The sequence below is a fragment of the Sorangium sp. So ce726 genome, assembly GCF_051521405.1.
Lineage (GTDB): Bacteria > Myxococcota_A > Polyangia > Polyangiales > Polyangiaceae > Sorangium.
This window is the reverse complement of sequence record NZ_CP150349.1, coordinates 12,034,268-12,048,233: the sequence shown is the minus strand read 5'-3', so window position 1 is coordinate 12,048,233 and position 13,966 is coordinate 12,034,268. Positions and strand designations below refer to the sequence as shown.

Here is a 13,966-nt window from a genome sequence, read left to right as displayed (position 1 = left end):
TCTCGAACGGAGGAGTCCATGGCCAACGAAGAGCGCGAAGACAACACCACTTACAAAGTCGTCGTGAACCACGAGGAGCAGTACTCGATATGGCCCGAGTACCGGGAAAACCCCCTTGGCTGGCGCGACGCAGGCAAGACAGGCACGAAGGCCGAGTGCCTTGATCACATCAAGGAGGTCTGGACCGACATGCGGCCGCTCAGCCTCCGAAAGCGGATGGAGGAGGGCCGGCCGTCGTGACCGCCCCGAGCGCTCTGTCACAGCGCGCGACGCCCGAGGACGCGGCGCGGAGCGAGGCGGCGAGCCTCTCGCGGTCCTGCTTCCCCGGCGGCGCGCTGCCGCTCGTCGTGAGCCCGCCCGGCCGCGACGACGTGAGCGTCCCCGCGCTCGCCGCGGCCATCCGGGCGTGCGCGGAAGAGGAGCTGACCCGGCACGGAGCGGTGCTGTTCCGCGGCTTCCCGGTCGGATCGCTCGCCGACTTCCACGCCTTCGTCAAGCTCGTGACGCCGGATCTGCTGGACTACACGTTCGGGTCGACGCCGCGCTCCCACGTGCAGGACCGGATCTACACGTCGACGGAGTACCCCGCTCACCAGCACATCCCTCTTCACAACGAGCAGTCGTACACGCTCGATTGGCCGCTCAAGATCTGGTTCCACTGCGCCGTGGCCGCGCCCGAGGGCGGCAGCACCCCGATCGCGGACAGCCGCGAGGTCTTCCGGCGCATCCCGGCCCGGCTACGGGAGCGCTTCGCGGCGAAGAAGGTGATGTACGTGCGCAATTACGGCAATGGGCTGGACCTGCCGTGGCAGAAGGTCTTCGGCACGGACGACAGGGCCGAGGTCGAGCGCTTCTGCCGGGCGGCAGGCATCGAGTGCGTGTGGAAGGCCGACGGCGAGCTGCGCACACGCCAGGTGTGCCAGGCCGTGGCCACCCACCCGCGCACCGGAGATCAGGTGTGGTTCAACCAGGCCCACCTGTTCCACGTCTCCAACCTGGAGCCGGCCGCGCGAGAGGCGCTCCTCTCGATCTTCGCCGAGGAAGACCTGCCCCGTAACGCGCTGTATGGGGACGGATCGCCCATCGAGGGCGCCGCGCTCGACGAGATCCGCGAGGTGTACAGGCAGCTCGCCGTGGAGTTCGCCTGGCAAGCGGGGGACGTGCTCCTCGCGGACAACATGCTGGTCGCCCACGGGCGCGCGCCGTACCGCGGCCCGCGCAAGGTCCTTGTCGCCATGGCCGAGCCGTACCGGGCCAAAGCCTCCTGAGGTTCTTTCATGCTTGAGGATGTCTTCGTTTTTCCGATGAGCTTCGCGCAAGAGCGGCTGTGGTTTCTCGCCCAGCTCGAGCCGGAGAGCGCCTCCTACAACCTGGCCACGGCCGTGCGGCTCACCGGGTCGCTCGACGTCGCCGTGGTGGAGCGGTGCCTCTCCGAGATCGTGCGCCGGCACGAGATCCTGCGCACGACGTTCGCCGTCGTCGACGGGCAGCCCTCCCAGGTCGTCCAGCCCGACGGGGCGGCGCGGATCGAGCGGCTCGACCTCGGCGTCCTGCCGCCGGCGCAGCGGGAGGCGGAGGTCCGGCGCGTGATCGAGCGCGAGGCGCGGCGGCCGTTCGACCTCACGAACGGCCCGCTCCTCCGGCTCACGCTCCTGCGGCTCGGATCGGAAGAACACATCCTCCTCTGGGTGGTCCACCACATCGTCTTCGACGGGTGGTCCACGAGCCTGGTCCTCGGCGAGTTCGCCGCGCTCTACACGGCGTTCGTGGCGGGCCGGCCCGCCCCGCTCGCCGACCCGGCGCTCCAGTACGCGGACTTCGCGCACTGGCAGCGCCAGCGCGTCGAGGGCGGATTGCTCGAGGCCCAGCTCGCGTACTGGAAGAAGCAGCTCTCGGATCAGCCGGGGGTGCTGGAGCTGCCCACGGATCGCCCCCGGCCGGCGACGCAGCGTTACCAGGGAGCGCGGCGCTTCTTCCGCGTGCCCGGCGCGCTCGCCGAGGCGCTCGGCGCGCTGGCGCGGCGCGAGGAGACGACGCTGTTCGCGGTGCTGACGGCGGCGTTCCAGGCCCTCCTCGCGCGCCACGCGGGGACGTTCGACGTCAGCGTGGGCACGCCGGTGACGAACCGGAGCCGGGCCGAGCTGGAAGGGCTCGTCGGCTGCTTCGCCAACACCGTCGTGCTCCGCGCCGATCTCTCCGGGGATCCGTCGTTCGCGCGGCTGCTCGGCCGGGTCACGCAGACCGTGCGCGAGGCGCAGACGCACCAGGAGGTGCCGTTCGATCAGGTGGTGGAGGCCGTGAGCCCGGTCCGCGACCTGAGCCACGCGCCGCTCTGCCAGGTGATGTTCGCGCTCCAGCCGGTGCTCCGGCAGCCGATGGAGATCCCGGGCCTCGGCGTGCGCCTGCTCGATCTGGACGTGGGGGGCGCCCAGTTCGATCTGTCGCTCGACGTCGCGCCCGACGAGGACGGGCTGGCAGCCGCCCTCGAATACGACACCGATCTGTTCGACGAGGCGACGATCGCGCGGATGGCCGATCACCTCCTGCGCCTGCTCGCGGGCGCGGCGGCGAGCCCCGGGGCGCGCCTGTCGGAGCTGCCGATGCTCGCGGCCGAGGAGCAGAAGCAGGTGCTCGGGTGGAGGACGGCAGGGGCGCTCCGCAAGACCCCGAGCGCCGTCCACCGGATGTTCGAGGAGCACGCCGCGCGCGCGCCCGGGGCGACGGCCGTCGTCCACGAGGAGCGGCAGATCACGTACGGCGAGCTCGATCGGCGGGCCAACCAGCTGGCGCAGCTGCTCCGGCGGCGAGGGGTGGGGCCGGAGGTCCGCGTGGGCCTCTGCCTGCCGCGCTCGATCGAGATGATCGCCGCCGTGCTGGGCGTGCTGAAGGCAGGCGGCGCCTACGTCCCGATCGATCCCAACCTCCCCCGGGAGCGCGTCGCCGCGATGATCGACGGCGCCGGGATCCGCGTGGTGATCGCGCAGGAGGGCGCTGCGGCGGAGCAGCGCCCCGGCGTGGCGGTGATCCAGCTCGACGCCAGCTGGGCGTGCGTGCGCCGCGAGGTCTCCTCCGCGCCGCCGCCGCCGGCCGGCGAGCCGGCGCCCGAGCAGGCGGCCTACATCCTCTACACCTCCGGCTCGACGGGGACGCCCAAGGGCGTCGTGGTCCCGCACCGGGCGATCGCGAGCTTCGTCGACGTCGCGGCGGGGGTCTACGAGATCTCGCCGCGCGACCGGGTGCTGCAGTTCGCGTCGCTGAGCTTCGACGCGAGCGCGGAGGAGATCTTCCCGTGCCTCGCGCGCGGCGCGACGCTGGTGCTGCGCACCGAGGCGATGCTCGAGTCCGTCGCCGGGTTCCTCGCGGCGTGCGGCGCGTGGGGCGTGACCGCGGCGGTGCTGCCGACCATGTACTGGCACCGCGTCGTCGCGGCGCTCGGCGAGGGCGCGGCCCTGCCGCCGTGCCTCCGGCAGCTCGTCATCACCGGCGAGGCGGCCTTGCCCGAGCGGGTGAGCGCCTGGCGGGCGTCGCCCGGCGCCGCGCGCGTCCGCCTGCTGAACGCCTACGGCCCGACCGAGACCACCGTGACCGCGACGGTCAGCAACCTGTCGGCCGCCGCCGACCCGCGTGACGCGTGGGTGGTCCCCATCGGCCGGCCGCTCGCGAACACCCGCGCGTACGTGCTCGATCCCGCCGGGCAGCCGGTGCCGGCCGGCGTGGTGGGAGAGCTGTACCTCGGCGGCCAGGGGCTCGCGCGCGGGTACTGGGCGCGCCCGGATCTGACCGCGGAGCGCTTCGTCCCGGATCCCTTCGCGGACCGGCCAGGAGAGCGGCTCTACCGGACGGGAGACCGGGCGCGGTGGCGCGCGGACGGGCAGCTCGAGTTCGCCGGCCGCGTGGATCACCAGGTGAAGCTGCGCGGCTTCCGGATCGAGCCCGGGGAGATCGAGGCGCGGCTCGGCGAGCAGCCCGGCGTGCGCGAGGCGGTCGTGATCGTGCGGCAGGACCGGCCAGAGGAGCGGCGCCTCGTGGCGTACGTCGCGGCGGGCGCGGACGTGGAGCCGGAGGCGCTCCGGCGCGCGCTCAAGGAGCAGGTGCCGGACTACATGGTGCCGTCGGCGTTCGTGGTGCTGGAGGAGCTGCCCCACACGCCATACGGCAAGATCGACCGGCGCGCGCTGCCGGCACCGGCCGCGCCGAGCGGCGAGGCGGCGACGCCGCGCACCGAGGCCGAGGCGGCGCTCGCAGGGATCTGGGCGGAGCTCCTGGGGCGGCCGGCGGTCGGGGTGCAGGAGAACTTCTTCGAGCTCGGCGGCGACTCGATCCTCGCGCTCCAGGTCGTCTCTCGCGCGCGGGCCGCGGGCCTCTCGCTCACGCCGCGGCAGATCTTCCAGCACCAGACGATCGCCGATCTGGCCGCGGTGGCGGCGCCGGCCCCGACGCCGGCCGCGGCGGCGCCGCTCGCGCCGTTTGTCGAAGACGCGCCGCTCACGCCGATCCAGCGCTGGTTCTTCGAGCTGGGCGGGCCGAGCCCGCACCACTGGAACCAGACCGTGCTGCTCGAGCTGCGGCAGCGGATCTCCGTGGAGGCGCTCACGGCCGCGGTCCGGGCCACGGCCGACCACCACGGCGCGCTGCGGCTGCGGTTCACGCGCGAGGCGGACGGCTTTCGCCAGCGCTACGCGGGCTCGGGCGCCGCGGAGGTCGCGCGGGTCGACCTGTCGAACCTCCCCGCCGAGGCGCAGGCCGCGGCGCTGGCCAGGGCGGCCGGGGAGCACCAGGCGCGGCTCCACCTGAGCGAGGGGCCGCTCCTCCGCGCGGTGCTGTTCGACCTGGGCCCGGAGCGCCCGGGCCGCCTCCTGCTGATCGCGCACCACCTCGTGGTCGATGCGGTCTCGTGGCGGATCCTGCTCGAGGATCTCCAGACCGCTCACCGGCAGCACGGCGCCGGCGAGGCGATCCGGCTCCCGGACGAGACCCTCTCCTTCGGCGAGTTCGCCCGGCGCCTGTGCGCGCACGCCCGATCCGAGGAGGTGGCGCGGCAGGCCGAGGCGTGGATCGCCGCGAGCCGCCCCACGGCGGCGCTGCCCGCGGACGATCCGGCCGGCGGGTCGCTCGAGGCGGAGACCGTCTACCTGACCCAGTTCCTCGGCGCCGAGGACACGCGCGCGCTGCTCCATGCGACGCCCGCGTACCGGATGCGCGTGGACGAGATCCTGCTCGCGGCCTTCGCCGGCGCGCTCGCGCGGTGGACGGGCGATCCGGCCGTGCGCATCGACCTGGAGGGGCACGGGCGCGACGCGCTCGACGACGTGGATCTCTCCCGGACGGTCGGGTGGTTCACGAGCATCTACCCCGTCCGGCTGGAGGTCCCGGCCGGCGCGGCGCCGGACGGCGTGCTCAAGGCGACGAAGGAGCAGCTCCGCGCCGTCCCCCGGGGCGGCGCCACGTACGGCGTGCTCCGGTACCTGAGCGAGGACGAGCGCGCGGCGCGGCTCCGGGCGCACGCCGCGCCGCAGGTGAGCTTCAACTACCTCGGGCAGTGGGACGACCTGTTCGCGTCGAGCCCGCTGTTCGCGCACGCCGAGGGCGACGTCGGGCGCGACCACGATCCGCGCACGCCGCGGGGCTACGAGCTGGAGGTCGACGCGGCGATCGTCGGCGGGCGCCTCCGCGTGATGTGGAACTACAGCGGCGCCCGCTACCGGCCCGAGACGATCGCGCGGCTCAGCGAGGACTTCGCGGCGCGGCTGCGCGCCCTCGTCGCGCACTGCCTTTCGCCGGACAGCGGAGGGTACACGCCCTCGGACTTCCCCCTCGCGCGGCTCGACCAGGCCAGGCTGGATCGCCTGCTGGGCGCCGGCCGCGACGTCGAGGACGTCCATCCTTTGAGCCCGCTCCAGCAGGGGCTGCTCTTCCACAGCCTGTGGGAGCCCGGCTCCGGCGTCTACGTCGAGCAGGTGACGTGCCGGCTGGAGGGCGCGCTCGACGTGGACGCGTTCCGCCGGGCCTGGGAGGCCGTGGTGGAGCACCACGGCGTCCTGCGCACGACCTTCGCGTCGGAAGGGGCCGACGAGCCGCTCCAGGTCGTGCGGCGCGGGGCGGCGCTGGAGATCGAGCTCGAGGACTGGCGCGACGCCGGGGCCGAGGAGCAGCGGGCGCGGATGGCCGCCCGCGTCGACTCGGATCGCGCGCGGGGCTTCGATCTGGCGCGGGGCCCGCTGATGCGCGTCGCGCTGCTGCGCGTGGGCGACGAGGCCCACCACGTGCTCTGGAGCCACCATCACCTGGTCCTCGACGGGTGGGCGGCGTCCCTCGTGCTGCAGGACGCCTTCGCTGCCTACGACGCCCTGCGCGCCGGCCGCGAGGTCGCGCTGTCGCCGCGCCGGCGCTACCGCGAGTACATCGCCTGGCTGCGCGAGCGGGACGCCGGCGCCGAGGAGCCTTTCTGGCGAGGCGCGCTCTCGGGCTTCAGCGCGGCGACGCCGCTGCCCCTGGAGCGCGTCACGGCGGCCGAGGGGATGAGCGGTCACGGGGCGACGATCGTCTCGCTGTCGGAAGCGGCGACGGCGCGCCTGCAGCGCTTCGCGCAGCAGCACCGCGTGACGGCGAGCACCCTGGTCCAGGCGGCCTGGGCGCTCCTGCTGAGCCGGGCGGCCCGGAGCGACGACGTGGTCTTCGGCATCACGGTGGCCGGGCGGTCGGCGCCGCTCGCCGGGATCGACGCCATGGTGGGGCTCTTCATCAACACGCTGCCCCTGCGCGTGGCCGTGCCGCAGGCCGCCACCGTCGCGGACTGGCTGCGCGATCTCCTGCGGGCCACGACGGAGCTTGGCCCGCACGAGCACACGCCGCTGGCCCAGGCGCGGGCGTTCAGCGCGATACCGGCGGGACAGCCGCTGTTCGAGAGCTTGCTCGTCTTCGAGAACTATCCCACCGATCCTCGGACCCAGGCGGGGTTGCCCGGGCTCGGCGTCCGCGACGTCGCGTTCGCGGACCAGACCAACTACCCGCTGACGCTGGCCGTCCTGCCGGGGAGCCAGCTCCAGCTGCGCCTGTCCTATGACCGGCAGCGGTTCGACGAGGACGCCGCTTCCCGCCTGCTCGGCCTCGTGGAGGTGGCGCTCAGGCAGCTCGTTAGCCGCCCCGAGGCGCGGGTCGGCGAGCTGTCGCTCCTGGGCGAGCTGGAGTCCCGGCGTGTCGTGACGGACTGGAACGCGACGGAGCGCGCGTATCCGGACGAGCGGCGCGTCCACGAGCTCTTCGAGGCGCAGGCGAGGCGGGCGCCGGACGCCGTGGCGGTGATCTTCGATGAGAAGCGGCTGAGCTATCGAGAGCTCAACGAGCGCGCCAATCAGGTGGCGCACGCGCTCAGGAAGCGCGGCGTGGGGCCCGACGTGCTCGTGGCCATCGCCGCAGAGCGCTCCGTCGAGCTCGTCGTCGGGCTGCTCGGCATCCTCAAGGCCGGCGGCGCCTACGTGCCGATCGATCCCGATTACCCGATCGACCGCATCGCGTTCATGCTCGAGGACGCGGCCGCGCCGGTCCTGCTGAGCCAGTGGCCCGTGGCGTCGCGCCTGCCGGCGCACGGCGCCCAGGTGTTGTGTCTGGACGTGGATCGCGCCGAGATCGACAGGGAGCCGACGGACAACCTCGCGACCCCGCTGTCGCCGGACAACCTCGCTTACACCATCTACACCTCCGGCTCGACCGGGCGTCCCAAGGGCGCCGGCAACAGCCACCGTGGCCTGCTCAACCGCCTGCAATGGATGCAGGAGCGCTACGGCCTCACCCCGGATGACCGGGTGTTGCAGAAGACCCCCTTCAGCTTCGATGTCTCGGTCTGGGAGTTCTTCTGGCCCTTGATCACCGGCGCTGGCCTCGTCGTCGCCAGGCCCGGCGACCACCGCGACGGCGAGCGGCTCGTCGAGCTGATCACGCGCCACGGCGTCACCACATTGCACTTCGTCCCGCCCATGCTCCAGGCCTTCCTGGAGACCCCGGGCGTGGCCTCATGCCAGTCGCTGCGCCGGATCATCTGCAGCGGCGAGGCGCTGCCAGCGGAGCTCGCGCGGCGGTGCTTCGAGCGGCTCGATCACGCCGAGCTCCACAACCTCTATGGCCCCACCGAGGCCTCCATCGATGTGACGTACTGGGCCTGCGAGCGAGGGGACTCCTCCGCCTCGGTGCCCATCGGCTACCCCATCGCCAACACCCAGATCTACCTGCTCGACCGCCACGGCCAGCCCGTGCCCGCGGGCGTCGCCGGCGAGCTCCACATCGGCGGCGTCGGCCTCGCCCGCGGCTATCACCGTCGCCCCGCCCTCACCGCGGAGCGCTTCGTGCCCGATCCGTTTGGCTCCGCCCCGGGAGGGAGGCTGTACCGGACTGGCGATCTGGCGCGCCATCGCCCCGACGGAGCCATCGAGTTCCTCGGCCGCCTCGACTTCCAGGTCAAGATCCGCGGCCTGCGCGTCGAGCTCGGCGAGATCGAGGCCCGCCTGCTCCAGCACCACGGCGTCGGCGAGGCCATCGTCCTCGCCCGCGACGAGGCCCACGGCGGAAAGCGCCTCGTCGCCTACGTCGCCGGCCGCGCCGACGGCGCGGCGCTCGATCCGAAGGCGCTCCGCGCGTGGCTCGGCGAGGTCCTCCCGGCGTACATGGTGCCCTCGCCCATCGTCGTGCTCGACCGCATGCCGCTGTCGCCCAACGGCAAGGTCGACCGACGCGCCCTGCCCGCGCCCGAGCAGCTCGACGCGCCGGCCCAACGCCCCTTCACAGCGCCGCGCACCGAGCCGGAGCGGATCCTCGCCGAGGTCTGGGCCGAGGCGCTGCGCCGCGAGCAGGTCGGCGTCGAGGACGACTTCTTCGAGCTGGGCGGCGACTCCATCGTCTCGCTGCAGGTGATCGCGCGCGCCGCCCAGCGAGGGCTGCGCCTGACGCCCAAGCAGATCTTCGCGGGCCGCACGATCGCAGCGCTCGCGCGCGATCTCTCCGCGGCGCAGGCCGGGCCGCGGCCGCCCGCCTCGCCCCCGCCCGCCGCGATCGAGCCGTTCGGCCTGGCCCGGCTGGCGCGGGCGCAGCTCGACGCGCTGCTGCAGGCCGGCGGCGACATCGAGGACGTGGTCCCCGCGTCCCCGGTGCAGCAGGGCATGCTCTTCCACTCGCTGCTGACGCCGGAGGACAGCCCGTACTTCAACCAGGTCGTCTGCCGGTTCGCGCAGGGGCTGGACGTCGAGGCCTTCGCGCGGGCCTTCGAGGTCCTCGGCGCGCGCCACGCGATCCTCCGGACCGGCTTCGTCACCGGCGTCGAGGAGCCTCACCAGGTCGTGCGCCGCGCCGTGCGCCTGCCCCTCGAGGTCCTCGACTGGCGGGAGCTCCCGGAGGCCGAACACGCGGCGGCGCTCGAGCGCTTTCTCCGGGAGGATCGCCGGCGCGGCCTCCGCTTCGAGGAGCCGCCGCTGATGCGGGTCACGGTGATGCGCCTCCCGGAGCGCGCCGACCAGATCGTCTGGAGCGTCCACCACGCGCTGCTCGACGGCTGGTGTCAGGGGCTGATCCTCAAGGAGTGGCTGACCTACTACGAGGAGGCGCGCCGCGGCGCGCTGAGAGAGCGCGAGCCGGCGCCGCCCTACCGGAGCTACATCGCGTGGCTCGAGCGGCAGGACATGGCGGCCGCCGAGGCCTTCTTCCGGGCGCACCTCAGGGGGCTGACGGCGCCGACCCCGCTGCCGGAGCGCGCCGGGGCCGACGCGGCGCCCGGCTTCCGCGAGCACCGCGCGCGGCTCTCTCCGGGCGCGACGGGGGCGCTCCAGGGCTTCGCCCAAGCGCAGGGGGTGACGCTCAACACCGCGGTGCAGGCCGCGTGGGCGCTGCTCCTGGCCCGCAGCAGCGGCGAGCCGGACGTGCTCTTCGGCGTCACCGTGGCCGGCCGCCCGGCCGACCTGCCCGAGGCCGGCTCCATCATGGGCGCGTTCATCAACTCGCTCCCCCTGCGCCTGCGCGTCGACCCGGAGATGCGGCTCGCGGCGTGGCTCCACGAGATTCAGGAGCTCAACCTCGAGCTGCGCCAGTACGAGTACAGCCCGCTGGTCCAGGTGCAGCAATGGAGCGAGGTGGAGCGAGGCGCGCCGCTCTTCGAGTCGCTGCTCGTGTTCCAGAACTTCCCCCTCGACGAGGCCGTCGACGAGCACCGGCGGGCCCTCGGGATCGAGGTGAGCACGGAGGAGGCCTGGACGAACTATCCGCTCACCATCGCCGTCGTCCCCGGCAGCGAGCTCGCGCTGTCGCTGTCGTTCGACACGCGGCGCCTCGACGGGGGGACCGTCGCCCGCATGGCGGCGGACCTGTGCGCGCTGCTCGAGCGCATGGCCGGCCAGCCGGAGGCGCGGCTCGCGAAGCTCGCGGCCCTCGGGGGACCGGGGTCGGAGCTGGCAGCGGAGGAGGCGCGGCTCGCCGCGGCGTGGCGCGCGGCGCGGCGGGACGACAGGCCCGCGGCGGACGGCGCGCGGGGCCGGAAGGCCGGGCCGGCGCCCGGGCTCGCCGCTCGCGCCGCGGGCGATCGCCCCCGCACGGCGACGGAGGAGGCCGTCGCGGGGATCTGGGCCGAGGTGCTCGACCTGAAGGCCGTCGGCGTGGACGAGACGTTCTTCGAGATCGGAGGGCACTCGCTCCTCGCGACGCGCGTGATCTCCCGCGTCCGCGCCGCCTTCCAGGTGGAGCTGCCGCTCAGGACCCTCTTCGATCACCCGACCGTGGCGCGGCTCGCCCGCGCGGTCGACGAGGCCGTCCGGCAGCAGCAGGGCGTGACGCTGCCGCCGATCACGGGGCAGCTCACAGGACCAACGAGCGACGGCGCGCCGCCGCTCTCGTTCGCCCAGCAGCGCCTGTGGTTCCTGGCCCAGCTCGAGCCCACGGCGGCCTCGTACAACATCCCGGCGGCCGTGCGCCTCGTCGGCCCGCTCGACGTCGACCGGCTGAAGCGCGGGCTCGAGGCGGTGGTCCGCCGCCACGCGTCCATGCGCACGACCTTCGCGGAGATCGACGGCCGGCCGGCGATGATCGTCCGGCCGGAGCAGCCGGTCGCGCTCTCGATCGCGGACCTCCGCGCCGCGCCCGCCGAGGAGCGCGAGGCAGCGGCGCAGCGCGCGCTCGAGGCGGAAGCCAGCCGCGCCTTCGACCTCACCGAGGGGCCGCTGTTCCGGATCACGCTGCTCCGCCTCGGGGAGCGCGAGCACGCGTTGCTCGTCGTCCTCCACCACATCGTGTCGGACGGGTGGTCCCTGAGCCTCCTCGTCAGCGAGGTGATGGAGCTCTACGCCGCCGGCGCCGAGGGCCGCGCCGCGGCGCTCCCGTCGCTCCCGGTCCAGTACGCCGACTACGCGCGGTGGCAGCGCGCGTGGCTCACCGGGCCGGTGCTCGACCAGCAGCTCGCGTACTGGCGGCAGCGGCTCGGCGCGGAGCCGCCGGTGCTGCGGCTGCCCACCGACCGGCCGCGGCCCCCGGCGCGGTCGTACCGGGGCGCCCGCCATGCCTTCGCGCTGCCGGGCGAGCTCTCGGCGGCGCTCGGCGCGCTCGCGCGCGGCCAGGGGGTCACCTCGTTCATGCTGCTCCTCGGCGCGTTCGAGGTGCTGCTCGCGCGCTACAGCGGCCAGACCGACCTGTGCATCGGGACGCCGATCGCGGGCCGCACCCGCGTGGAGGTCGAGGGGCTCATCGGGTTCTTCGTCAACACGCTCGTGCTGCGGGCGGATCTCGGCGGAGATCCGCGCTTCACCGAGCTGCTGGCGCGCGTCCGTGAAGAGGTGCTCGCGGCGCAGGCGCACCAGGATCTGCCGTTCGAGCAGCTCGTCCAGGCGCTCCGACCCGCGCGGGATCTCGGCAACACCCCGCTGTTCCAGGTGATGTTCTCGCTCCAGGAGGCCCCGCAGCGCGCGCCGCGCCGCGCGATCGACGGCCTCGAGATCCTGACGCTCGACGTGGATCCGGGCAGCGCCCAGTTCGACCTCTCGCTCCACATGGCGGTGACGCCGGAGGGCCTGAGCGGCTCGCTCGAGTACAGCACGGATCTCTTCGAGGAGCGCTCGATCCGCCGCATGGCGGACGATCTCCTCAAGCTGCTGGAGGGGATCGCCGCCCGGCCGACCTCCCGGCTCGGCGAGCTGCCGCTGCCGGAGCCGCGCGAGGCGGCGCCGCCGGAGCCGCCGTCTCCGGCGCTGCTGGGACCGCGCCAGGACACCGCCGACGGCGCGGGCGGCGCGGACGCAGCGCGCCCGGCCGCGGAAGCGGACGCAGCGCCCGCCACGGCCGTCGAGGCGCAGCTCGCGGAGATCTGGGCCGCGGTGCTGGGCCGCGAGCGCGTCGGCCGGCACGACAACTTCTTCGAGCTGGGAGGCGACTCGATCCTGAGCCTGCAGGTCGTGTCCCGCGCGAAGCAGGCCGGCCTGCGCGTGACGGCGCGCCAGATGTTCCAGCACCAGACCGTCGCGGCGCTGGCCGCCGCCGCGGGCCTTGCCCCGGCCGCCGCCGCGCCAGCCGAGGAGGATCCGGCGGGCGGCGACGTCCCGCTGACGCCGATCCAGCGGCGGTTCTTCGCGCGCGGCCTGCCCAACCCGCACCACTGGAACCAGTCGCTCCTGCTCTCGGTCTCCGAGCCGCTCGAGTGGCCGGCGCTGGAGGCGGCGGTGCGGGCGCTCCTGCGCCACCACGGCGCGCTCCGGCTGCGCTACGTGCCCGAGGAGCGCGGCTTCCGTCAGACGCTCGCGCGCTCCGACGAGCCCGCCACGGTCGTGCACCGGGCGGACCTCGCCGGCGTGCCCGAGGCCGAGCAGCCACGGGCGCTCGAGGCGCACGCCGCCCGGTGGCAGGCCAGCCTCGACCTGACGGCGGGGCCGCTCTTGCGGGTTGTCGGGTTCGACCTTGGCGCCGGCAGGCCGGGGCGGCTGCTGCTGGTCGCGCACCACCTGGTCATCGACGGCGTATCGTGGCGGATCCTCCTCGAGGATCTGGAGGCCGCCTACGACCAGGCCCGCCGCGGAGCGCCGGCGCAGCTGCCCGACAGGACCACCTCGTTCCCGCGGTGGGCGGCGCGCCTCGAGGCCGCGGCGCAGGACGCCGCCCTCCAGGAAGAGGCGGCCTTCTGGCTCGGGCTGCCCTGGGATCGCCTCGCGCCGCTGCCGGTCGACGAGCCGGCGGGGGATCGCGCGGAGACGGCCATGGCCACGCTCAAGGTGGGCCTGAGCGGGGCGGAGACGCGGTCGCTCCTCGAGGCGGTGTCGGAGGCGTACCGGACGCGGATCGACGAGTTCTTGCTGGCCGGGCTGGCCCTGGCGCTCGCGCGGTGGACGGGCCAACCGCTCTCGGCGATCGAGGTCGAGGGCCACGGGCGCGAGGCGCTCGACGGCGACGACCTGGACCTGTCGCGCACGATCGGCTGGTTCACGAGCGCCTACCCGGTGCTGCTCGAGGTCGCGCCGGACGCGACGCCGGGCGCCGTGCTCAAGACCGCGAAGGAGCAGCTCCGCCGCGTCCCGCGGCGCGGCCTCCCTTACGGCGCGGTGCGGGAGCTGGGGAAAGGGGCTATCGCGGACCAGCTGCGCCGCCTGCCGACGCCGGGCGTCGCGCTCAACTACCTGGGCCAGTGGGATCAGGTGGTCGGCGCCGGCGCGCGGTTCTCCCTGGCCGCGGAGTCGTCCGGCGCCGAGCACGACCTGCGCAGCCCGCTCGCGTACGAGATCGAGATCGACGCGGCCGTGTACGACGGCCGGCTCGAGGCGACCTTCCGTTACAGCGCCGCGCGGTACCGGCAGGAGACGGTCGCGGAGGTCAGCGCGCTGTGGCGCGACGCGCTGAGAGAGCTGATCGCGCACTGCCTGTCACCCGACGCCGGTGGCTACACGCCGTCCGACTTCACCGACGTCGCGCTCGGGTCGGACGAGCTGGACTCCATCCTGGAAGCCTTGGACTGAGA

The 13,966-nt window shown here is 74.2% G+C and carries 3 protein-coding genes; all 3 read left to right on the top strand.

All coding sequences use genetic code 11. From position 1 onward, the window contains the following. Positions 1 to 18 precede the first annotated feature (18 nt). The 3 genes from WME79_RS44940 (at position 19) to WME79_RS44930 (ending at position 13,964) form a co-directional block, all read left to right on the top strand. On the top strand, positions 19 to 240 hold the full coding sequence (locus WME79_RS44940) for an MbtH family protein (protein WP_437528305.1): 222 nt from the start codon (positions 19 to 21) through the stop codon (positions 238 to 240). Positions 241 to 335: 95 nt separating this feature from the next. Next, the gene (locus WME79_RS44935) at positions 336 to 1,268 is read left to right on the top strand and encodes a TauD/TfdA family dioxygenase (protein ID WP_437540066.1); all 933 of its coding nucleotides are present in this window, start codon (positions 336 to 338) and stop codon (positions 1,266 to 1,268) included. A gap of 36 nt (positions 1,269 to 1,304) precedes the next feature. Then, positions 1,305 to 13,964, top strand: a complete 12,660-nt coding sequence (locus tag WME79_RS44930) for an amino acid adenylation domain-containing protein (RefSeq protein WP_437528303.1) — start codon at positions 1,305 to 1,307, stop codon at positions 13,962 to 13,964. The last annotated feature ends 2 nt before the right edge of the window (positions 13,965 to 13,966 follow it).